The sequence below is a fragment of the Muricauda sp. MAR_2010_75 genome (assembly GCF_000745185.1).
Classification (GTDB): Bacteria; Bacteroidota; Bacteroidia; order Flavobacteriales; family Flavobacteriaceae; genus Flagellimonas.
The window spans coordinates 1031650-1054231 of sequence record NZ_JQNJ01000001.1; the positions used below are offsets into that span (position 1 = coordinate 1031650).

The 22582-nt window shown below is 41.9% G+C and carries 24 protein-coding genes; 13 read left to right on the forward strand and 11 right to left on the reverse strand.

Going from position 1 to position 22582, the window contains the following annotated elements; all coding sequences use genetic code 11:
• Positions 1-13: 13 nt before the first annotated feature.
• The 3 genes from FG28_RS04535 (at position 14) to FG28_RS04545 (ending at position 1843) form a co-directional block, all read left to right on the forward strand.
• Entirely contained in the window at positions 14-322 is a 309-nt protein-coding gene (locus tag FG28_RS04535) for a T9SS type A sorting domain-containing protein (RefSeq protein WP_036380328.1), read from the forward strand.
• Positions 323-467: 145 nt separating this feature from the next.
• Positions 468-791 carry a T9SS type A sorting domain-containing protein gene (locus FG28_RS04540; protein ID WP_036380329.1) on the forward strand — a complete coding sequence of 108 codons (324 nt, stop codon included), beginning with the start codon at positions 468-470 and terminating at the stop codon, positions 789-791.
• 74 nt (positions 792-865) lie between these two features.
• On the forward strand, positions 866-1843 hold the full coding sequence (locus tag FG28_RS04545) for an acyl transferase (protein ID WP_197062551.1): 978 nt from the start codon (positions 866-868) through the stop codon (positions 1841-1843).
• Positions 1844-1845: 2 nt separating this feature from the next.
• On the opposite strand, the gene tyrS is transcribed toward FG28_RS04545, so the two are convergent.
• Positions 1846-3141 carry a tyrosine--tRNA ligase gene (tyrS, locus tag FG28_RS04550; RefSeq protein ID WP_036380330.1) on the reverse strand — a complete coding sequence of 432 codons (1296 nt, stop codon included), beginning with the start codon at positions 3139-3141 and terminating at the stop codon, positions 1846-1848.
• Positions 3142-3225: 84 nt separating this feature from the next.
• Here tyrS and FG28_RS04555 point away from each other — a divergent pair, with 84 nt between their 5' ends.
• Entirely contained in the window at positions 3226-4224 is a 999-nt protein-coding gene (locus FG28_RS04555) for an NAD-dependent epimerase/dehydratase family protein (protein WP_036380331.1), read from the forward strand.
• Here the strand turns inward: FG28_RS04555 and FG28_RS04560 are convergent.
• Genes FG28_RS04560 through FG28_RS04570 form a run of 3 tightly spaced genes read right to left on the reverse strand, consistent with a single transcriptional unit; the run spans position 4214 to position 6711 of the window.
• On the reverse strand, positions 4214-4642 hold the full coding sequence (locus tag FG28_RS04560; protein WP_036380332.1) for a DUF4296 domain-containing protein: 429 nt from the start codon (positions 4640-4642) through the stop codon (positions 4214-4216). The genes FG28_RS04555 and FG28_RS04560 overlap by 11 nt on opposite strands.
• Before the next feature lie 3 nt (positions 4643-4645).
• Positions 4646-5980, reverse strand: coding sequence for a dihydroorotase (locus FG28_RS04565; RefSeq protein ID WP_036380333.1), 1335 nt, complete (start codon positions 5978-5980; stop codon positions 4646-4648).
• Between the two features lie 2 nt (positions 5981-5982).
• Positions 5983-6711, reverse strand: coding sequence for a polyprenol monophosphomannose synthase (locus tag FG28_RS04570; RefSeq protein ID WP_036380334.1), 729 nt, complete (start codon positions 6709-6711; stop codon positions 5983-5985).
• Positions 6712-6827: 116 nt separating this feature from the next.
• Here FG28_RS04570 and FG28_RS04575 point away from each other — a divergent pair, with 116 nt between their 5' ends.
• The 3 genes from FG28_RS04575 to FG28_RS04585 are packed head-to-tail and all read left to right on the forward strand — an operon-like array spanning position 6828 to position 9889.
• Positions 6828-8486, forward strand: a complete 1659-nt coding sequence (locus tag FG28_RS04575) for a glycosyltransferase family 39 protein (protein ID WP_036380335.1) — start codon at positions 6828-6830, stop codon at positions 8484-8486.
• A complete protein-coding gene (locus FG28_RS04580; protein ID WP_036380336.1) occupies positions 8483-9139 on the forward strand; it encodes a DUF4271 domain-containing protein in 657 nt (218 codons plus the stop codon). Before FG28_RS04575 ends, FG28_RS04580 begins: the two co-directional genes overlap by 4 nt.
• A 6-nt stretch (positions 9140-9145) precedes the next feature.
• Entirely contained in the window at positions 9146-9889 is a 744-nt protein-coding gene (locus tag FG28_RS04585; protein ID WP_036380337.1) for a uroporphyrinogen-III synthase, read from the forward strand.
• Positions 9890-9944: 55 nt separating this feature from the next.
• Here FG28_RS04585 and pckA read toward each other — a convergent pair whose 3' ends face one another.
• Both pckA and FG28_RS04595 read right to left on the reverse strand, forming a co-directional pair.
• Positions 9945-11561 carry a phosphoenolpyruvate carboxykinase (ATP) gene (pckA, locus tag FG28_RS04590; protein ID WP_036380338.1) on the reverse strand — a complete coding sequence of 539 codons (1617 nt, stop codon included), beginning with the start codon at positions 11559-11561 and terminating at the stop codon, positions 9945-9947.
• Positions 11562-11624: 63 nt separating this feature from the next.
• Positions 11625-12017, reverse strand: coding sequence for a DUF423 domain-containing protein (locus FG28_RS04595; RefSeq protein ID WP_036380339.1), 393 nt, complete (start codon positions 12015-12017; stop codon positions 11625-11627).
• Positions 12018-12096: 79 nt separating this feature from the next.
• Between FG28_RS04595 and FG28_RS04600 the strand changes: the two genes are divergently transcribed.
• From FG28_RS04600 to FG28_RS04615, 4 genes are all read left to right on the forward strand, one after another.
• The gene (locus FG28_RS04600; protein WP_036380340.1) at positions 12097-13470 is read left to right on the forward strand and encodes a saccharopine dehydrogenase family protein; all 1374 of its coding nucleotides are present in this window, start codon (positions 12097-12099) and stop codon (positions 13468-13470) included.
• A 42-nt stretch (positions 13471-13512) separates the two neighbouring features.
• A complete protein-coding gene (locus tag FG28_RS04605) occupies positions 13513-13983 on the forward strand; it encodes an Lrp/AsnC ligand binding domain-containing protein (protein WP_036380341.1) in 471 nt (156 codons plus the stop codon).
• Positions 13984-14021: 38 nt separating this feature from the next.
• The gene (locus FG28_RS04610; RefSeq protein ID WP_036380342.1) at positions 14022-14342 is read left to right on the forward strand and encodes a hypothetical protein; all 321 of its coding nucleotides are present in this window, start codon (positions 14022-14024) and stop codon (positions 14340-14342) included.
• 125 nt (positions 14343-14467) lie between these two features.
• Positions 14468-14986 carry a ferritin gene (locus FG28_RS04615; protein ID WP_036380343.1) on the forward strand — a complete coding sequence of 173 codons (519 nt, stop codon included), beginning with the start codon at positions 14468-14470 and terminating at the stop codon, positions 14984-14986.
• Positions 14987-15031: 45 nt separating this feature from the next.
• On the opposite strand, the gene FG28_RS04620 is transcribed toward FG28_RS04615, so the two are convergent.
• The 5 genes from FG28_RS04620 to FG28_RS04640 form a co-directional block, all read right to left on the reverse strand.
• Positions 15032-15574 carry a DinB family protein gene (locus FG28_RS04620; protein ID WP_036380344.1) on the reverse strand — a complete coding sequence of 181 codons (543 nt, stop codon included), beginning with the start codon at positions 15572-15574 and terminating at the stop codon, positions 15032-15034.
• A gap of 4 nt (positions 15575-15578) precedes the next feature.
• Entirely contained in the window at positions 15579-15926 is a 348-nt protein-coding gene (locus FG28_RS04625; protein ID WP_036380345.1) for a helix-turn-helix domain-containing protein, read from the reverse strand.
• A 127-nt stretch (positions 15927-16053) separates the two neighbouring features.
• A complete protein-coding gene (locus FG28_RS04630) occupies positions 16054-16755 on the reverse strand; it encodes a zinc metallopeptidase (protein ID WP_036380346.1) in 702 nt (233 codons plus the stop codon).
• 92 nt (positions 16756-16847) lie between these two features.
• The gene (gene ald / locus FG28_RS04635) at positions 16848-17948 is read right to left on the reverse strand and encodes an alanine dehydrogenase (protein ID WP_036380347.1); all 1101 of its coding nucleotides are present in this window, start codon (positions 17946-17948) and stop codon (positions 16848-16850) included.
• Between the two features lie 288 nt (positions 17949-18236).
• Positions 18237-21248 (reverse strand): leucine--tRNA ligase, encoded by a 3012-nt coding sequence (locus FG28_RS04640; RefSeq protein ID WP_036380348.1) that lies wholly within the window; start codon positions 21246-21248, stop codon positions 18237-18239.
• Positions 21249-21337: 89 nt separating this feature from the next.
• Between FG28_RS04640 and FG28_RS04645 the strand changes: the two genes are divergently transcribed.
• Together FG28_RS04645 and FG28_RS04650 are read left to right on the forward strand one after the other, a co-directional pair.
• Entirely contained in the window at positions 21338-22216 is an 879-nt protein-coding gene (locus FG28_RS04645) for an ABC transporter permease (protein ID WP_036380349.1), read from the forward strand.
• Between the two features lie 101 nt (positions 22217-22317).
• Positions 22318-22581, forward strand: a complete 264-nt coding sequence (locus FG28_RS04650; RefSeq protein ID WP_036380350.1) for a DUF3098 domain-containing protein — start codon at positions 22318-22320, stop codon at positions 22579-22581.
• Position 22582: the final 1 nt, after the last annotated feature.

Sequence of the window (22582 nt, forward strand, 5' to 3'; positions counted from 1 at the left end):
TAATCAATATTTTATGAAGCACCTTTACCTCGTCATTTTCTTTTTTGTCTGTGCCCTTGGTTTTTCGCAAGAAAGTACCTCAAGTTCGGATATTGACGGGTTTAAGCTCTATCCAAACCCCGTGACCCAGGGCAAGGTGTTCATCGAGACCTCCGAAAATGCCCCCAAACAAATCCTGATTTTTGATGTTTTGGGCACCCAAGTCCTTCAAACCACAATTTTGGGCAAGGAACTCAACCTTTCCCGACTCAGCAAAGGAGTCTACATTCTTAGGGTCATGGAAGGTAATAAAATGGCCACTAGAAAGCTTATTGTCAAGTAGTTTACCCTATTAAACCTTTCTTCCCCAGCCCTAAACCACACTTTTTCCACTTTTACCTACATATTTTTCTGTTTCACAACATTTTATAGCCCTAGACCACAGGTTTAGCTACTTTTACATTGCACATGATCCCAAATCAGCGTATATGAAGAAAATCTACTTTGTTCTTATTATGGCTTTACCTCTTATTTCCTACGGTCAAGAGTTGGTCAGTGTAAACACTGAACCCGTGCAAGAGCTGAAGGGTTTTAAAATGTACCCCAATCCTGCCTATGGTGAGGAAATCTATATTACCACCGAAACCAATGGCAATAAGGAAATCAAAGTCTACGATGTGTTTGGAGAAGTGGTCCTAACCGATAGGATTTCAACCAATACTTTGGATATATCCAGATTGGTCCCTGGAGTTTATGTGCTTCAGGTCACCGAACAAAAAAAGACCATGACCCGAAAACTGGTCGTCAAATAATAACCATGATGTTTTAGAAAGTCCTTCTGCAGAAGGACTTTTTTTTTGGGTACTTTTATACCCCAATGGACAGCATGGATATTCAACGGATTTTTTCCATTTCAAATCTCAAGGAATTTGAAGGGGTTGCCCTGCAAGTGTTCCAGTTCCAATACAAAAACAATCCCGTCTACAAAGCCTATTGCGAGTACCTGAAAAAATCACCATCAAATGTGGCCAACACTACGGAAATTCCATTCCTCCCCATTGAATTTTTTAAAACACAACAGATAACCTCCACCCAAGAACAGCCCCAAGCCATTTTTGAGAGCAGTGGTACTACCCAAGCATCAGTAAGCAAACATTTTGTTCCCGACCTCGAAATATATGAGCAAAGCTTTCTAAAGGGCTTTGCCAAGTTTTATGGTCCTATTAAGGACTATTGTATCCTGGCCCTACTGCCCTCCTATTTGGAACGCAAAGGTTCCTCTTTGGTCTATATGGTGAACGAACTGGTTTCCCGTTCCAACCACCCAGATAGTGGTTTCTATCTCTACAATTTGAAGGAATTGCACCAAAAGCTCATTGCTTTGGAAAAAAAACAAACCAAAACACTATTGATCGGAGTTTCTTTTGCCTTGTTGGATTTGGCTGAACAAGCACCCATGTCACTAAAAAACACCATCATCATGGAAACTGGGGGGATGAAAGGCCGACGAAAAGAGCTCATCAGAAAAGAATTGCACCGTATTCTGAAAAAAGCGTTCAACGTGCCCAAAATACATTCGGAATATGGGATGACCGAATTGTTGTCCCAAGCCTATTCCCAAGGAGATGGAATTTTTAGGACTCCACCTTGGCTGAAGATAATCACCCGTGATACTGAAGACCCTTTGTCCCTACAATCCCATGGCAGAACCGGTGGGATCAATATCATTGATCTGGCCAATGTGTATTCTTGTTCCTTTATTGCCACACAAGATTTGGGGAAAACCCATTCCAATGGTTCATTTGAAGTTTTAGGCCGATTTGACAACTCGGATATAAGAGGCTGTAATTTGATGGCTATTTAGTGCTATTCCACAACCAAAACAAAATAGTTCTTCTTGCCCCGTTGCAGCAACACAAACTTGTTGTTGATCAAATCAGCTTCGGTGATCAGGTAATCCTCTTTTACTTTTTCCTTGTTCACCGAAATCGAATTCTGCTTTAATTCCCTACGGGCCTCACCATTGGATCCCAAAAAATTGGTTTTGGCCGCCAAAGCACCGATCATATCCAATCCTGGAGTCAGCTCATTTTTAGAAATCTGGGCTTGTGGCACTCCCTCAAACACATCCAAAAACGTCTTTTCGTTCAATTGTTTTAAATCGGCGGAAGTGGATTTACCAAAAAGGATTTCACTGGCTTTTATGGCATTTTCCAAGTCTTCCTTGGAATGTACCATAGTGGTGATTTCTTCGGCCAATTTCTTCTGAAGTGTCCGTAAATGTGGAGCTTCTTTATGTTCAACCGCCAAACTTTCAATTTCTTCTTTATCAAGAAAAGTAAAAATCTTAATGTATTTTTCGGCATCCTCATCCGAAGTATTCAACCAATACTGGTAAAATTTATACGGCGAGGTACGTTCCGCATCCAACCATACGTTTCCGCCTTCGGTCTTGCCGAATTTGGTACCATCGGCCTTGGTGATCAATGGGCAGGTCAATGCAAAGCCCTTTCCCCCGCCTATCCTACGGATAAGTTCGGTGCCTGTGGTAATATTCCCCCATTGATCACTACCCCCCATTTGCAAGGTACAATCGTGGTTTTGATAGAGGTACAGAAAATCATAACCCTGTACCAATTGATAGGTGAATTCGGTAAAGGACATCCCTTCCTTTGCATCGGAAGACAGTCGTTTTTTTACAGAATCCTTGGCCATCATATAGTTTACGGTGATGTGTTTCCCCACATCCCGAATGAATTCCAAGAAGGTAAAATTCTTCATCCAATCGTAGTTGTTCACCAAAACCGCTGCATTATCTGCGCTACTTTCAAAATCCAAAAAACGGCTCAACTGACTTTTAATGGCCTCTTGGTTATGACGAAGGGTCTTTTCATCCAAAAGATTGCGCTCGGCAGATTTTCCGGAGGGATCTCCGATCATTCCCGTGGCACCCCCCACTAAAGCAAATGGCTTATGTCCGGCCAATTGAAAGTGTTTCAACATCATTACACTTACCAAGTGCCCAATATGTAGCGAATCTGCCGTTGGGTCAATCCCCACATAAGCGGCCCGCATCCCTTCCATAAGATGTTCTTCCGCCCCGGGCATTACATCATGCACCATTCCCCTCCATTGCAGTTCTTGAACAAAATTCTTTGTCATGGTTGTCTTTTAGAATAGCTGCAAATATAAAATGAAGTTGGCACTTCCCTGAATAAATCCGTTACAAATAGGTACTTTTATCGCATGATATTGGTCACTGGAGGCACTGGATTGATTGGTTCGCACCTACTGTTCCATTTGGTAAAAAATGGCGAAACAGTACGGGCAACCTATAGAGATATAGTCTCCATTGAAAAAGTGACCAAGGTTTTTGGGTATTACAGCGATAACCCGTCCAACCTAATGGAACGCATTGATTGGGTTCAAGCCGATATCACCAACATTGGGGAGCTCGAAGCCTCCTTTAAGGATGTAAACTACGTTTACCATTGTGCTGCCCTCATTTCCTTTGACCCAAAAATGTACAAGACCTTGGCCAAAATCAATGTGGAAGGAACGGCTAATGTGGTGAACCTCTGCTTAAAACAGGGTATAAAGAAATTATGCCATGTGAGTTCCATTGCGGCCATTGGTCCAAGTGTTAAGGGTGATGTGGTCACCGAAGAAAATGAATGGAGCGACTCCAATGCCTCGGTATACGGAATTACAAAACATGATGCGGAACTGGAAGTTTGGCGAGGTTCGCAGGAGGGGTTAAATGTAGTTATCGCTAATCCTGGAGTAGTCATTGGCCCCGGGTTCTGGAAATCTGGAAGTGGTTCATTTTTTACGTATGCCGCAAAGGACAAAAAATCCTTTATCCCAGGCGGGACAGGTTTTGTGACCATAACTGACGTGGTCACCGCCATGACGAAACTAATGGAATCAAATATTGTGCAAGAGCGATTTATAATGGTCAATCAAAACCTTTCGTATGGTGAACTGTTCCAAAAAATAGCACCAAAACTGGGTGTTGCACCACCAACCAAAAAAGTACCGTTCTGGATGCTGGAATTATTTTGGCGATTGGATTGGTTGCGAAGCAACCTACGTAGTAAAAGAAGAAGATTGACCAAAACAATGGCCAAAGGACTCTACAAACAAGAAATATACAGCAGTGAAAAATTGAGGAAGGCCCTTGATTTTACATTCGAAGATTTGGATGTAGCTATCGCCTTTTGCTGCGCCAAATTTAAGGAGTGACGGAATCCTTCTCTTTTCTCAAAGCTTTAATGGAATCCCTTCTATGGGACTGCGCATCCCGAATACTATCATTTCGTCTTTTTGTAGTTGCCTCAATCGCATTTTTTCTTTTTTCAATCCTGGCATCCACATCTTCATAGATGGATTGGTATTCCAAGGGGATAGAGGCATAATACAAATCACTTTGGGCAAACTGGGTGCTGTCTATATCATACTTCTCATAAAGAAATTCCATAATGTCGATTCCCGTTTTATCAAAAGCACTGGAGAATGCCGATTGGGTGGAGTTCAATAGGGCCAGGTCACAAAGAATATTGGTCATTTTATCTTTTGGGATAAGGTTTTCGGGTTCTTCCACCACTTTTTCTCCACAAGAAAGGAACAACATTCCAAAAAAGAAAAGAACAGTTTTTTTCATAGTTCAACGATTGAATGTAAGTCGTTTTGCATTCTTCTTTTCCGAAAAAATACCGTTATCATACGCCAAATGTCCGTTGACAAAGGTTCGCATTACTTTGGAATCAAAAGTAACACCTTCAAAAGGAGACCATCCGCATTTATAGAAAATATTGGCTTTTTTAACCTCTTCTTTGGAATTTCGGTTCACTTGGACCAAGTCTGCATAATAGCCCTCTCGGATATAGCCCCTTCGGTCAATATCAAACAACTTTGCTGGATTGTGGCACATTTTCTCTACCATCTTTTCCAAAGTGATCACACCCTCTTTTTCCTTCTGAAGCATGGCCAACAACGCATGCTGTACCAATGGTCCGCCAGACGGCGCTGTGGTGTAGGGATTTTTCTTTTCTTCCAAGGTATGTGGCGCATGATCGGTGGCCACCACATCAATGCGGTCGTCCAAAAGCGCTTTCCACAACTTTTTACGATCTGTTTTGGTTTTTACCGCCGGATTCCATTTGATCAATGTCCCTTTTTCGGCATAGTCTTCATCCGAAAACCACAAATGGTGAATACAGACCTCAGCGGTAATTTTCTTTTCCTCCAACGGAATTTCATTGGTGAACAAATCCGTTTCAATTCCTGTGGACACATGGAACACATGTAATCTGGCCCCTGTTCTTTTGGCCAGCGCAATGGCCTTGGAAGAGGACAAATAACAGGCCTGTTCACTCCGAATTATCGGATGAAGTTCAATGGGAATATCATCCCCGTACATTTCTTGGTATTTGAACATATTGGCACGGATGGTGCCCTCGTCCTCGCAATGGGCCGAAATCACCATTTCGGTATTGCTGAAAATCTTTTCCAAGACAGCTTCATCATCCACCAGCATATTTCCTGTGGACGACCCCAGAAACAACTTCACCCCAGAGCATGCATTTTTGTCCAAACGTTTCAATTCTTCCAAATTGTCGTTGGTGCCCCCAAAAAGAAAGGAATAATTGGCTGAGGCATCCCTTGCTGCTATGGCGAATTTCTCTTCCAACTTTTCTATGGTAGTGGTCTGTGGAACGGTGTTGGGTTGTTCCATAAAGGTGGTAATTCCACCCGCTATGGCCGCCCTACTTTCAGTGGCAATGGTTCCCTTATGGGTAAGACCAGGTTCCCTAAAATGTACTTGGTCATCAATGATTCCGGGAAGTAGCAGGTCTCCCTTTAAATCAATGATCTGGACATTGGCATCGGAAATGTCAGCATCTATTCGGGCAATAAATTCCCCATCCAACAGCACATCGGTCTCAACAATGTTGTTCTCGTTGACCACTTTGGCATTTTTTAATAGTGTTCTTGACATTTCTAAAAACTCTTTTTGAAAAATATACTTCTAAACTTCATGGCAATGACCCCAAAAATGGCTTCCCGAATGATCGCGGAGTTCATTTTAGATTTTCCATTGACCCTATCGGTAAAAATGATGGATACTTCCTCTATCTTGAATTTTTTAAGATAAGCCCTGTATTTCATTTCTATCTGGAAGGCATATCCGATAAACCGAACATTGTCCAGCTTTATGGTCTCCAGGACCTTTCGCTTGTAACAGACAAACCCAGCCGTTGGGTCGTGCACCTTCATTCCGGTAATGATCTTCACATAAAAAGATGCTCCATAAGACAACAAAATCCGAAATAGCGGCCAATTGACCACATTCACGCCCTTTTTGTATCGGGAACCTATGGCCACATCGGCACCATTGAGACAGGCCCGGTGTAATCGGGATAAATCCGCTGGGCGATGGGAAAAGTCGGCGTCCATTTCAAAAATGTACTCATAGCCCTTCTCCAAGGCCCATTTAAACCCATGAATGTAGGCGGTCCCCAAACCAGATTTTTCTTTCCGAACTTCAAGGAACAACCTGTCCGGAAATTCTTCTTGCAATGACCGCACAGCATCGGCCGTACCATCGGGAGAATTGTCATCTACCACAAGAACATGAAAGTCTTTCTTAAGATCGAAAACCGTTTTGGTTATGGCCTCAATGTTCTCAATTTCATTGAAAGTAGGGATAATGACCAAGCCGTCTGCCATTCGTACTGGATTAGAAGGCAAAAATACGGTTTTCTATTTAGCCTAAATAGCTTATCCGGAACACCCGAGTGCACTTGGGCAATATTTGTAACTTTGCGCCAACTAAAACCCATTTGATGACCCAAAAGTTTCCCAAACTTTTTCTTTTTCTACTAGCGTTCATTTTTGCCCTGAACCTTGTTCAAAGTTATTTTACGGAACTTATCTATGATGAAGCCTACTACTGGTACTATGCCCAAGATATGGCTTGGGGGTATTTTGACCATCCTTCCATGGTGGCTTTTTTGATCAAAATCAGTAGTTTTTTGTTTAATGGGGAACTTGGAGTGCGTTTTATGAGCTGTGTGCTCTCTGCGGGCACCTATATTATACTATGGCTGCTGGTGGAAAATCCCAAGAAAAAGGATTATGTAGTCCATTTTTTTCTATTGGTGTTCTCCTTTACCTTGATGAACGCCTATGGCTTTTTAACCTTGCCCGACACGGCATTGCTCTTTTTCACGGCACTGTTTCTTTGGCTGTACAAACGGTTTTTGAATGATCCTTCGGTTGGGACCACCATTCTTTTGGGGCTGACCATGGCCGCATTGATGTACAGCAAGTACCACGCTGTCTTGGTGATTCTCTTTGTTTTTCTATCCAATGTAAAGCTCATTACCAACAAAAAAGCGTGGCTTGCGGTAGGTTTGGCGTTGGTTTGCTATATCCCCCATTTTGTTTGGCTGTACCAAAATGATTTTGTTTCGATTACCTTCCATTTGTACGAACGCCCAAACCAAGCTTACAAATTTCATGAGTTTACCCTTGGTTTTTTCTTGAACAATATTGTGATCATTGGCCTCTTGTTTTACTGGGTTTATAGTGCCTTCTTCAAATTTAAAACAACCGATACATTTTCAAAAGCCTTAATTTATTTGGTTTACGGAATATTGATTTTCTTTTTTATCTCCAGTTTTAACCGAAGGGTGCAAGCACAATGGACCATTGCCATTTCCATTCCCTTGGCCATAATTGCTTTTAACTATATTTTGGAAAATGCCAAGAGCAGAAAATGGATATACCGTATTGGTCTAGTGAGCTTGGTATTACTATTATATGCGCGAATTTGGTTAGTTTACAAACCCTTATTCCCCATGGTTTACGAAACCCATGGCAATAAGGAGTGGGTGGCTGATCTCACCCAAAAAGCAGGTGGAGTTCCCATTGTTTTTGAAAACTCGTACCGTCGTGCTTCCATGTATCAGTTTTATTCCGGTATTCCGGCAATCTCTTTGAACAATCTTTGGTATCGGAAAAATCAATATTCCATAGATGATTCCGAAGAACGTGTGCGGGGCAAAAAAGTACTGTATGTTCCGGTAGCTGCCAAAAGTGGCGACATTAAATACATGCACTTGGACAGTACGGTCTTTTACGGAAATTTTATAGACGATTTTCAATCGTATCGAAAACTGCAATGCATTGTAGAGAAACCGAAAACGGGGATTGAACATTCGTTGAAGGTATATAATCCGTATGAGTTCAACATTCCATTGGAAAACCTGAAATATATGATATCATATTCCAATGAACACAAACAAGTAAAGGAAATGAGATCCCTCAAGGTTAAAAATATTTATCCAGAAAACCGTATTTTGAAGGCCAAGGATACTGTTTTTTATACCTTTGAACTACCATTGCCAAAGATGGAAAATCCGGGGTATTTTAGAATTGGAATTTCGGAAAATGGCTTAGGGCCCGGACTCAATGGAAAACCAATCAAGATAACAGAATGAACCCAATAGAAAAAGCTGCTTATTCGCTGGACTGGATGACTCTGGTACTGTTTATAAGCCTCATAATCTTTGCCTTGGGGAAATACTTTTATCACACTAAATTCTTGAACTTTATAATATTGCCCTTTAATGATAAATATGTGCTCTTGCACAATAAAAAAGGGCAACTGTTCAATTGGTTCCACATCTTACTCACCGTTTTCCAAGCCATAAACCTCGCCTTTTTCATTTTTCTGTCATTAAAAGCTTTTGATGTGTTGCCAAGCGAAAATCATCAAAATGTGTTTTTTTTGATTTTGGCTCTTTTGGTTCTTTTCCAAATTGCAAAATTGATTTTGCAGTTTATCAAAGGGTTTGTTTTTAATACCCAAGGACTGATATCGGAATTGGTGTTCAGCAAAACATCTTATCTGAACCATAGCAGTATCCTTCTCTTTATTGGCAACGTGATCTTGGTTTACATTTTTAGGGACTCAAAAATGATAATTTATGCCACCATCATCTTAATTTTATTGGTAAATGGCATAGGTGTGATAAAGCTGTTGAAGAACTATCAAAAAGCTATGTTTCCGTATTTTGTGTATTTTATTTTGTACCTTTGCGCACTCGAAATTGCGCCCTTGGTGATAATTGGAAGCTATCTAAAAGTTTAAAAACTTATGAAAGTAAAAACAATTTTGGTTTCCCAACCAGAACCTAAAGTCGAAAACTCCCCCTATTCAAGATTGATTGAGAAAGAAAAGGTTAAAGTGGATTTTAGACCTTTTATCCATGTTGAGGGGGTTGAGGCCAAAAGTGTAAGGCAGCAAAAAATCGACTTGAACAATTTTACGGCGATTATCTTGACCAGCAGGAATTCTGTGGATCATTTTTTTAGAATTGCCGAGGAGATGCGCTTTAAGGTTCCGGACACCATGAAGTACTTTTGCCAGTCTGAGGCCGTTGCCTACTACTTGCAAAAATATGTAGTGTACAGAAAACGTAAGATCTATGTGGGAAAAAGGACTTTTAACGAGTTGATTCCCTTGATCAAAAAGTACAAGGACGAGAAATTCCTTTTACCTTCATCCGATGCATTGAAGGCTACCGTGCCCCAAGCTTTGGATGAAATCAACGTGGACTGGAAACGCGGTGTTTTTTACAAAACGGTCATCAGTGACCTATCGGACCTTAGGAACGTTTATTATGACATATTGGTTTTCTTTAGTCCTTCTGGAATTGAATCGCTATTGAAGAATTTCCCGGATTTTGAACAGAACAACACTAGAATTGCCGTTTTTGGCAACAGCACCGTAAAAGCAGCTACGGAAGCCGGACTTCGCATAGACATTCAGGCGCCAACACCGGAAACACCATCCATGACAATGGCCCTACAGAAGTACATTACCAGTGTGAACAAGTAAATTATTTATTTCATTGGAAAAAATCAACGCCCTCGACATACGAGGGCGTTTTGTTTTAAAAGGCATACCGTTGTGGCCCTCCCCTTCGGATTTCTTCACTGGCGTAGGCCTCGAACTTCTTAAAATTCTCCCGAAACGCATTGGTCAATTTAAATGCCGTTGTATAATAGGCCTCATCATTGTTCCAAGTAGCCCTTGGGCTTAACACACTGGTTGGCACTCCTGGACATTCCCTGGGCTGTGCCACACCAAAAACGGAATGAATATGGTACTTGTCATAGCTGTAAAGACCCAATTCTCCGCTAAGGGCAGCACTGATCATAGCACGGGTGTATTTTAACTTCATACGAGTACCCACACCGTAAGGCCCACCGGTCCATCCCGTATTGATCAGCCAAACGTCCACACCGGATTCTTTCATCTTTCGGCTCAGCATTTCAGCATATTTTGCAGGGTGCAACGGCATAAAAGGAGCGCCAAAACAGGCCGAAAATGAAGGTTGTGGCTCAACCACACCGGCTTCTGTCCCAGCTACTTTAGCCGTATATCCAGAGATAAAATGATAGGCCGCCTGTGCTGGGGTAAGCTTGGAAATGGGGGGCAGCACCCCAAAGGCGTCCGCCGTTAGAAAAAAGATATTCTTTACATTTTTCCCGATGGAAGGTTCCTGAATGTTCTCAATATGATAAATAGGGTAGCTTACCCTGGTGTTTTGGGTGATGGAGGTGTTGGAAAAATCGACCACACCATCTTTATCCAAGACCACATTCTCCAAGATAGCTCCCTTTTTAATGGCTCCATAAATTTCAGGTTCGTTCTCTTCAGATAGGTCTATGACCTTGGCATAGCATCCCCCTTCAAAGTTAAAAACGGTATTGTCCGGGGTCCACCCGTGCTCATCGTCCCCAATCAATTTTCTATCGGGATCTGTGGAAAGTGTGGTTTTTCCGGTACCTGAAAGTCCAAAGAAAATAGCAGTATCACCTTCTTCTCCCAAATTGGCCGAGCAATGCATGGGCAGCGTATTTTTATAAACGGGAAGAATAAAGTTCAATGCTGAAAAAATTCCTTTTTTAATCTCTCCGGTATAACCTGTACCCCCAATCAACGCAATCTTTCTGGTGAAGTTAAGGATGGCAAAATTGTGTTGACGGGTTCCATCAACGTCGGCATCGGCCATAAACCCTGGAGCATTGATTACGGTCCATTCCGGTTCAAAATCATCCAACTCCTCAGCAGTAGGTCGTAAAAACATATTATAGGCAAACATGTTGGACCAAGGATACTCATTGACCACCCTTATGTTCAATTTATAGGCTGGGTCTGCACAAGCATAGCAATCCCGAACGTACAGCTCTTTTGAATTCAGGTAGTCGATGACCTTATCGTATAGTTTGTCAAACTTTTCAGGTTCAAAAGGGATGTTGATATTTCCCCACCAAATCTTTTCTTCGGTGACAGCATCCTTTACAATGAAACGATCCATGGGCGATCTTCCGGTAAACTCACCTGTGTTCACCGCCAAGGCTCCAGAGGAAGCTTCTTTTCCCATACCTTTTTCCAAGGTTAGGTCATGAAGTTCATCAGGCGAAAGTTGATACTGAAAATTGTCATGTGTAATTCCGTAGGGCTTTAACGAAATCGTTTTCGTAATTGAGTCAGAATCCTTCATTTTTTTGTTTTAGTTGTAACACAAAACTAGAAAATTATACGCTTTCCGCCTTCTATTTCTAGCTTAATTGAACCCTTTTTGGGTCAAAATGTAGTATCCTAAAAGAAACCATCCCAGAATTAAAAAAACCCCTCCCATTGGCGTTAAAAAACCTATAATCCTAAAATCAAAAGCTGTTAAACTGTTCAAGGCCAACAGGTAAATGGAGAACGAAAACAATATCACACCGATCACTATCATCACAAAAATCATTTTTTTGCTCCGATTTTTAAGGCCATCCCAAATTCCCAAAAAAAGCAGGAACAGTGCATGGTACATCTGGTAACGCACCCCAGTTTCAAAAGTACTGACAGCATCAGCATTTACCAATTTTTCCAATCCGTGTGCCCCAAAAGCACCCAAAACAATGGCCAATAAGCCAAATACCACCCCGGTCAGAATTATTGTTCTGTTCATAACTTTTAATGCTTGTTTTTTTATAGATATAACAATTTGATACCTTAGTATCCGTTTTATTCAAAATTACACAAAACCTATGGTCCGCACTATTTTGGTCGTTGGGGCTGGAAAATCAACCTCATATCTTTTAGATTACATTTTAAAAAAATCCGACGCCGAAAACCTAAAATTGGTCATCGGAGATCTTCAACCTGAGCATATCCCAGAGCAATTTTCATCACATCCCAATTGCAGTGTGATGAAGCTTGATATTTTCAACGATGCGGACCGTAGAAAAGCCATTGATTCAGCCTCCATTGTCATATCCATGCTTCCAGCTAGCATGCACATTAAAATTGCAGAAGATTGCATTCATTTCAACAAAAATTTGGTCACCGCATCTTATGTCAGCAAAGAAATGAAGGCACTGGATGACGAGGTCAAAAAAAATGGCTTGGTGTTTATGAACGAAATTGGCCTCGACCCTGGTATTGACCACATGAGTGCCATGGAGGTCATTGACCGTATTCGGGATAAGGGTGGCAAAATGTTACTTTTTGAGTCATTTACGGGAGGGTTGGTTGCCCCCGAAAGCGACTCCAACCTTTGGAACTATAAATTTACCTGGAACCCCAGAAATGTTGTTTTGGCCGGCCAAGGCGGTGTGGCCAAATTCATTCAGGAGGGCACCTATAAATACATTCCTTACCAAAAATTGTTCAGACGGACAGAATTTTTGGAGATTGAGGGTTATGGCACTTTTGAGGTCTATGCCAACCGGGATTCCCTGAACTATCGAGAAGCCTATGGCCTACAAAATGCCCTTACCCTTTATAGGGGTACTATGCGTAGGATTGGGTTTTCCAAAGCATGGCAAATGTTCGTGATTTTGGGCATGACGGATGATAGCTACACGATTGAAAATTCCGAAGGAATGTCCTACAGGGAGTTTGTAAATTTATTTTTGCCTTATTCCCCAACCGATTCTGTGGAACTCAAATTGCGGCACTATCTTAAAATTGATCAAGATGATATTCGCTGGGGAAAACTATTGGAGCTGAACATTTTTGACCCTACCAAAAAAATCCCCCTAAAAAATGCTTCTCCAGCACAAATATTACAGCACATTTTGGAAGATAGCTGGACCTTAAAGGAAGATGAAAAGGACATGATCGTCATGTACCATAAATTTGGCTATGAACTGAACGGTGAAAAGAAACAGATTGATGCCAATATGGTGGTCATTGGCGAAAACAGAACCTATACCGCCATGTCCAAAACGGTTGGGCTGCCTGTTGCTATTGCAACCCTTCAAATTTTGAATGGGAAAATAACCACGCCCGGGGTGCAAATTCCAATTAACAAAGAAGTTTACGCTCCTATACTTACCGAACTAAAAACACACGGCATTATTTTTAACGAATTCGAGGTACCTTATTTAGGCTACAATCCAGATTCTGTAGCAAGCTAAATGAAGATTTTCTATATTTAGCTTCAATTCTAAACAGTTTCCGTGAAAAACCATAACAGTTCGGTCAAAATTGATGGCATAGACAAAAAGATTCTAAGGTATTTGATGGAAGATGCCCGAAAACCTATTTTGGAGATTGCCCGAAACATAGGTATTTCCGGGGCGGCCATCCATCAACGGCTTCGCAAATTGGAAAGTTCCGGTTTGCTCGCGGGGTCCAAGTTTATCATCAACCCACGTGTATTGGGCTATACCACAATGGCTTACATTGGAATTTTTTTGGACAAGGCCATGGCCAACCCAAGGGCTGTAAAGGAACTGGAAAAAATTCCCGAAGTTTTGGAATGTCATTACACCACAGGAAACTGGTCCATACTCATAAAAGTGTTGTGCAGGGATAATGAGCATCTTATGCAAGTGCTGAACAAAAAAATACAACAGATTGAGGGGGTTTCCCGCACTGAAACCTTTATTTCCCTGAACCAGCAAATTGATCGACAAATTCAGATCTGATATTTGTATTCAATCTAAATAAACTTTACATTTGTCCCATGAATGTAATAGTTCAAACTTCATATTACACCTTATACCAATCTGCAAAAGAGCGTAGCTTCTATGTGGATTTTGGCCAAAAAATGGTCCGTATGTCGCTTTGCCAATTGTTGGCACTGCGGTACAAAGTGATGTCAATCCCTATTGAAAACCATTTTGACGGCGATTTGAACAAGCACGGATTTGAGGTTTTATTGCTCTGCAACAAAGAACACCTCTTTGTCTTGAACACTTACGAAATTTTGGACTTGAAACATTTTGTGGAGCACTGCTTTATAGCCTTGGGACTTTCGGTTGAAAAGGAAACCGAAAGTGTTTAATCCCCACTTTCCTCCCCTTATTTTTATTCAATCTTAAACTGCCTTAAAACAAAGGAGTTACTTCCGAATCGCAGTTAAATTTCGTATTTTTGTTAAAGTTGATTTTACGATATAAACCTATTGATATGAAAGATATAGCAAGACAAAGTATGAGCATTAAAGTGGAATCCATGGATTTGCTCAACGGACAGATTAAAATGGAAGCCCATGCTTCTGCCACCTATTTGGCCATGGCGTCTTGGTGTGAGCAGAATGGTTTTTTTACCAGTGCCAAATTTTTCTATAAGCAAACTGAAGAAGAACGTGGGCACATGATGAAGATCTTTGAATTTTTGGTGGATACGGGTGGTAATCCTGTTTCCCCGGAGGTAACTGGTATCAACCACGATTATTCATCCATTGTGGATGTGTTTGAAAACACCTTGGAACACGAAGTAAAAGTGACCAAGTCCATTCACAATATTGTGAAAAAGGCCCGTGAGTTGGGCGATATCGCCACAGAGCGATTCTTGGATTGGTTTGTTTTGGAACAAGTTGAAGAAGAAAACACTATTCGTGATATTTTGGATATGATCGCTGTTACCGGCACCGAAGGTGTAGGACTGCAAATGATCGATAACCAAGTTGCCAATTGGATTAAGTAAATCCAAAAATTATATCGATTAAAAGCGGGGCCTTTGGCCCCGCTTTTAGTTTACGTACTTTTCCTTAATTGTATTGAAATGGCGTAGTTCATGACCTGCAATGTGATACGCCAATCCCCGCACCGTTCTATGGTTTATAATGCTGCCATCAAAATCCACTCCTTTACCACCCCTTATAAAGCTTTCTTCCGGTAAATAAGTAAAAAGGGTTAGTGTAGCCCTTCTTACCGATTCATATTCATCAAAAATACTGTCCAAGCTCCGTTCGTTGGCGTCTGAATACTGCGCATAAACATCTTGGTCAAATCCATGGACCGGTGTGTCATCATTTCTAGCATACCGCAGTGCCCTGTAAGCAAAGATGCGCTCGTCATCAATTAGGTGCACCAGTATTTCCTTAATGGTCCATTTGTTTTTTGCATACCGATACTCCAACTTTTCCTTGGGAAGGGAGTATACAAAATCTTTGATTTTGAGGAAATTTTCCTGTAAATGTTCTAAAACCTTACCATCATCTTCCAACAGGTCCATATAAATATGGGAATAGGCTGGATATTCTCCCTCAGTTGGTTTTTTGATGTACCTCATAGTCTTATGATTTGTTGTCTTTTTCGGTAAAACTGAGCGCCCATCGGTGTCGGGCCCAACTCCCCATCGGCTCCAAAAGCTCGTACAGTTCTTTGCCATATTCGGTAAGCGTATAGCCTTCCAATGTCCTTTCAATGAGGTTACAGTCCCGTAGTTCTTTCAACCGAGTGTTCAACGTTGTGGGTGAAATGGACTCACAATAGTCCTGTATGCCCCGAAACGTATTCGGCCCAGTATACAAATGCCAAACAATGCCCATCGCCCAACTTCTGCCCAACAGATCGAGCAAAGCCATAATGGGCTGTCCACTTTTTGACCCGCGAACGGGAAATCCAGGTTTAGGAACAGTCATATTGCTACGTCTTTAATAGCAAAGCTACAAAAATAATAGCAAATAGGATTACAAAGAGTATCCTTTAATAAAAAAAGCCCACTTGAATCAAATCAAGTAGGCTTAAATATATTCTGCAAATGGATTCCTAATCCCTTCCTCCAAAGACTTGGAAGCCCCAATAAATCAAGGAAGCCAAGGCACCCAATGCGGCTACCAAATAGGTTCTGGCCGCCCATTTTAAGGCATCCTCGGAACCGGCATACTCTTCTTGGCTTACCATGTTCTTTTGCTTTAACCACACCAAAGCCCGTCTACTGGCATCATATTCCACGGGAAGCGTGATAAAACTGAACACAGTGGCCAATCCCATCATGATCAATCCGGCCACGGCTATGTAAAACCCAATGCCTCCTGCTACACCCGTAGCAGCCATCAAAATAATACCTCCAAAGACAATCCAAGTGGACATTCCCGAGGTAACACTGACAACGGGCACCAACTTGGAACGCATGGTTAACCATTCGTAAGCCTGCGCATGTTGCACGGCGTGACCACATTCATGTGCGGCCACGGCTGCTGCGGCTGCATTGCGCTGATTGTATACGCTCTCACTTAAATTCACGGTTTTGTTTTTTGGATTGTAATGGTCTGTCAACATACCGGGCGTGGAGATTACCTTTACATCCCTAATTCCATGGTCATCCAACATTTTTTGGGCAATTTCGGCCCCACTCATCCCATTCCGAAGGTGCACTTTGGAATATTTCTTGAATTTGCTTTTCAACTGGCTGCTCACCAACCAACTGATCAGAGCAATTCCACCAATCAAAATATAATATGTCATCATAGCATTTTCTGTTTTTGGTCTATTAAATATACCACATTAAAGCAAAAACCCCGCCAAATGTTGGCAGGGCTTTTTTACTGACAAAATGTATGTTATGCCAATGCTGGCTCCCAATGAAAGGCTTCAATAATTTCTTTGTAAACTACTTCACCTTCCACAATGTTCAATCCTTTGGCCAGTGATTTATCCAAATTACATGCGCTCCGCCATCCCATATTGGCCAATTTTAGCACATAGGGCAGTGTTACATTCGTCAAGGCAACTGTAGAAGTATAAGGCACTGCCCCTGGCATATTGGCTACACAATAATGGACCACATCATCTATGATATAAATGGGGTCTTCATGGGTTGTGGGTTTGGTGGTTTCCACGCACCCTCCCTGATCTACGGCGACATCAACGATAACCGTACCGGGATGCATGTCCTTGAGCATGTCCCTTGTAATCAAGTTTGGTGCTTTTGCGCCTTTTAAAAGAACGCCGCCTATTATTAGATCATGGTTTTTTATATGTTTTCTGATATTGAACTCGTTGGAAAATTCTGTGACTACGTGGCTCGGCATAATGTCGTTCACATACCGAAGCCGTTTCATATTAACATCCAAAATGGTGACTTGGGCTCCCAGGCCTGCTGCCATTTTTGCAGCCTGAATGCCCACCGTTCCAGCACCCAAGACCAAAACACGGCCCGGGGACACTCCGGGCACACCTCCCAAAAGCACCCCTTTTCCTTTTACGGGCTTTTCCAAATATTTGGCGCCTTGTTGAATCGCCATTCGTCCGGCTACTTCAGACATTGGGGTTAGGAGTGGGAGGCTTCCGTCTGGATCCTCAACCGTTTCATAGGCAATACAGATGGATTTGCTCTTGATCATAGCTTGGGTCAATGCCTCGCTAGAAGCGAAATGAAAGTAGGTGAACACGATCTGACCTTTTTGGATCAAATTATATTCCTGTGCAACGGGCTCTTTTACCTTAACGATCATATCACTCATGGCATACACCTGACCGATAGTATCCAAAATTGTGGCCCCGGCCCGTTGATAATCATGATTGAAAAAACCGCTGCCCTCACCTGCACCTGATTGTACATAGACATTATGGTTGTTCTTTACCAGTTCAAAAACCCCAGCTGGAGTCATTCCAACCCGGCTTTCATTGTTCTTGATTTCTTTTGGTACCCCTACAATCATTTTGTTGTGTTTTATGATTACACTCTCAAAGGTGTTATAAAAAAACTGAACTGAGAAACAAAATCGACAAAAAGTAGGGGTGTGAAGCTGAAAAACATGTTTTTTAACATTTATACCCCTATTTTATCAGGGGTTATAGTCATTTTAAAATATTTTATTTAGTTATACCCTATATTTTTTAGGGGTTAAATACTTTAAAAATAAAAATGCATGCTGTTTGGCATGCATTTTAATGGGTTTAATGAGCAAATGTCAATGAAAAATGGCTTTAGCCTATAAATTCAAAATTTACCCTACGATATTCACAATCTTGCCGGGAACCACAATAACCTTTTTAGGGGCACGCCCTTGCAGTTGTTCTTGGGTTTTTTCGTGAGCCAAGACAGCTGCCTCAATTTCATCCTTACCCATATCTAACGGAAGTTCCAATTTAAAGCGCATTTTTCCATTAAAGGAAATAGGATACTCTTTGCTGCTCTCCACCAAGTATTTCTCTTCAAACTTGGGGAATGGGGCTTCGGCGATGGACTCGGTATGACCCAAACGTTCCCAAAGTTCCTCAGCAATGTGTGGTGCATAGGGTGATACCAAAATAGCCAGTGGTTCCAAAATGGCCTTGCTGGTGCATTTTTGGGCGGTCAACTCATTGACACAGATCATAAAAGTGGAAACCGACGTATTGAACGAGAAGTTCTCAATATCCTCTTCCACTTTTTTGATGGTCTTGTGGAGGGTTTTTAGATTTTCTGGGGTGGGTTCCGCTTCGACTCCGCTCAGCGACCCGTCCATATATGGGGAATAGAGTTTCCATAATTTCTTTAAGAAGGAATGTACCCCGGTAATTCCTGCCGTGTTCCAAGGCTTGGATTGCTCCAACGGGCCGAGGAACATTTCATACAACCGAAGGGAATCTGCGCCATACTCCTCACAAATGGCATCTGGGTTGACGACATTGTATTTGGATTTGGACATTTTTTCAATTTCCCTAAAAACATCAACCAAAGTATCTTTGGTCATATCCTCGTTGGGAATAACTTTTTCTCCATCAAAAAAATGTGCATTACCAATATGTTTTAGACGAGGGTCATCCTTGAATGGCAGTATTCTTACTTTATTATTTTTTATGTCATCAACGGGAATATTGGTTGATTTAAAGGCTATAAATGATTTATTGTAATCCCTATAAGATTTGTTAAAATCTAGATGAAGCTCAATTCGTTCATTTAAAAAATCAAAAAGTGGTTTCGGCAACTTATCTATAGTTCCGTTATATAAATCCAAACCCTCATAAACTTCTTTACTTATTATGACTTGACAATAGGCAGGTACATCTTCTTCTCCTTTTATTAATCTTCCTTCAATAATATTGAAAAATGCACTTTCCCCGGTAATCATCCCTTGGTTAATCAACTTTTGGGCATACTCGTCTTTGGGCACATAGCCTCTATCAAACATAAACTTTTGCCAAAAACGGGAATACAAGAGGTGGCCTGTGGCATGCTCACTACCTCCTATATATAAGTCCACATCCTGCCAATAGTCAATGGCTTCCTTGGAGAAAATAGCCTCGTCATTACGCGGGTCCATATACCTATTAAAGTATTGGGAACTCCCTGCCCAACCGGGCATGGTGTTCAACTCCAATGGAAAAACGATCTTATGATCAATCAAATCGTTGGAAACGACTTTATTTTTATCGGTGTCCCATGCCCAATGCGTAGCATTGCCCAAAGGCGGCTCGCCTGTTTCGGTGGGGAGGTATTTTTCCACTTCGGGGAGTTCCAAAGGCAAATGTTCCAAGTCAATCATCTGCGGCATCCCATCCACATAATACACCGGAAAGGGCTCCCCCCAATAGCGTTGACGGCTAAATACGGCATCCCGAAGGCGATAGTTCACTTTTCCTACACCATGCCCAATCTTTTCCAATTCGGCTATGATTTTCTTCATGGCATCCTTATAGGAAAGCCCGTTGAGAAAATCGGAATTGGCAATTACCGTAGTTTCCTTATCGGCAAATGCTTCTTTCGAAACATCGACCCCCTCAAAGATATTTGGAATAGGGATCTTGTAGTGTATGGCAAAGTCATGATCACGTTGGTCACCACAAGGAACCGCCATGACCGCACCGGTTCCGTAACTGGCCAACACATAGTCGCCAATCCAAATGGGAATGGGCTCTTTGGTAAAGGGATGCTCCGCATATCCTCCGGTAAACACTCCTGAAACTGTTTTCACATCGGCCATCCGATCCCGCTCGGAACGTTTGGCAGTAGCTTCCACATAGGCGTCCACTTCCGCTTTTTGTTCTTGAGTTGTGATTTTGGCCACCAAATCGTGTTCCGGGGCCAAGGTCATAAAACTTACCCCAAAAATGGTGTCTGGGCGGGTGGTGAAAACTTCAATAGTGTCATCAAATCCTTTTACATCAAAAGTCACCGATGCTCCTACGGAACGTCCAATCCAGTTGGTTTGGGAATCCTTGAGCGGCTGTGGCCAGTCAATTCTGTTCAATCCATCCAATAAACGCTGGGCATAAGCCGTAATTCGCATGCTCCATTGCGTCATTTTTTTGCGTATTACGGGGTGACCCCCACGTTCGGAAACGCCATTCACAATCTCATCATTCGCCAAAACGGTTCCCAAAGCAGGGCACCAGTTGACTTCGGTATCGGCCAAATAGGTCAATCTATATTTTAAGAGGATTTCTTGCTTTTCCTTTTCCGAAAAATTGACCCATTCTTCAGCAGAAAAAACAGGAGTATCCTCATCGCATGCGGCTTCTACTTTTGCATTTCCTTCTTTTTGGAATAGGGAAACCAAGGTTGAGATGTCCTCAGCCTTATCGGAAACTTTATTGTACCACGAATTGAACAGCTGGATGAAAATCCACTGTGTCCATTTGTAATATCCTGGGTTGGAAGTACGCACTTCACGGTCCCAATCGAACGAAAAGCCAAGTTCATCCAACTGCTCCCGGTACCTTTTAATGTTGTTTTCCGTCGTTATGGCCGGATGTTGTCCAGTTTGGATGGCATACTGTTCCGCAGGCAATCCAAAAGAATCATACCCCATCGGATGCAGCACATTGAAACCTTTATGTCTTTTGTAGCGCGAATAGATGTCCGTAGCGATATACCCCAGTGGATGCCCCACATGCAATCCAGCCCCAGAGGGATAAGGAAACATGGACAATGCATAAAATTTGGGTTTGTTGGAGTCGTTGGACGCTTTAAACGTTTTGTTTTTTGCCCAATACTTCTGCCATTTGTCTTCTATCTGACGGAAATCGTAATTCATGCTATTCGCTTTCATTTTCGAGTTGCAAAAATAGGTTTAATCCCCTAAATACAATTTACTTTTCTATTTTTACGTATTGATTCCACTATATGAGCCAATATATTGAAAGATATCAGCGAAGAAAACTGATTTCCTCTTATTTTTCCGTGGTTTTGAGCATCGCTTTGGTGCTGTTCCTTTTGGGAACCCTTGGTCTTTTGGTGTTGAACACCAAAAAACTGGCCGATCACTTTAAGGAGCAAATTACCATTTCGGTGTTTTTGAAGGACAATGCCAAACCTGTGGAGATCGATCAATTGCAGAAGAGCCTAACCTTGGCAGAATATACCAAGTCGGCAGATTATATCTCCAAAGAAGACGCTGCGGAGCAATACAGCGAGGACATTGGGGAGAATTTTGTGGAATTTTTGGGCTACAATCCTTTAAAGAACTCTATTGATGTGCATTTAAAGGCCGATTTTGTCTCTCCTGAGCAAATTGCCGAGATTGCCGAGGAAATCTCCACAAAAACGTATGTGGATGAGGTCAGCTATGACAAACCCTTGATTTCGCTGCTCAACGACAATGCCCGGAAAATCAGTTTGTGGATTTTGGTGGCCAGCGCGGTGTTTACCGTAATTGCGGTGCTGCTTATCAACAGCTCTATCCGGCTGTCCATTTATTCCAAGCGATTCATTATAAAGACTATGCAGATGGTGGGGGCCACAAAGACTTTTATTAGACGCCCTTTTATTTGGACAAATATTAAATTGGGTATGGTGGGGGCCGCCGTGGCATTGATTTCATTGAGCATCCTTATATATTACATCAACAAAAATTTCCCGGAACTGAATTTGCTTCAGGATTATATGGTGCTTATCTTTTTGTTTGTTGGTGTTTTTGGTCTTGGTGTGGTCATTTCATGGGCCAGCACGCATTTTGCTACGCAACGCTTTCTGAATTTAAGAACAGACGATCTATACTATTAGATTATAGATATTAGACCGCTCCGGTGATAGAATTGAGGCGCATACTTCCCATATAATTGGTTTTGAAAATTTTCTGGGAAACTTTTCATTAAATTTGCGGCATGAGCAAGAAAAAAAAGAACGACCAAAAACCTACCAAGGTATTCATTTTCCAAAAGAAAAATTATCTGTTCCTTTTCATCGGCATTGCTTTTATCGCTTTAGGCTTTATTTTGATGAGCGGTGGTGGCAGTGATGACCCCGAGGTCTTCAATCCAGACATCTACAACTTTAGAAGAATCCGTTTGGCCCCCACTTTGGTGCTGATCGGTCTGGGCATCCAGATATATGCCATTTTGTTGAACCCTAACAAAAAGAACGACTGAT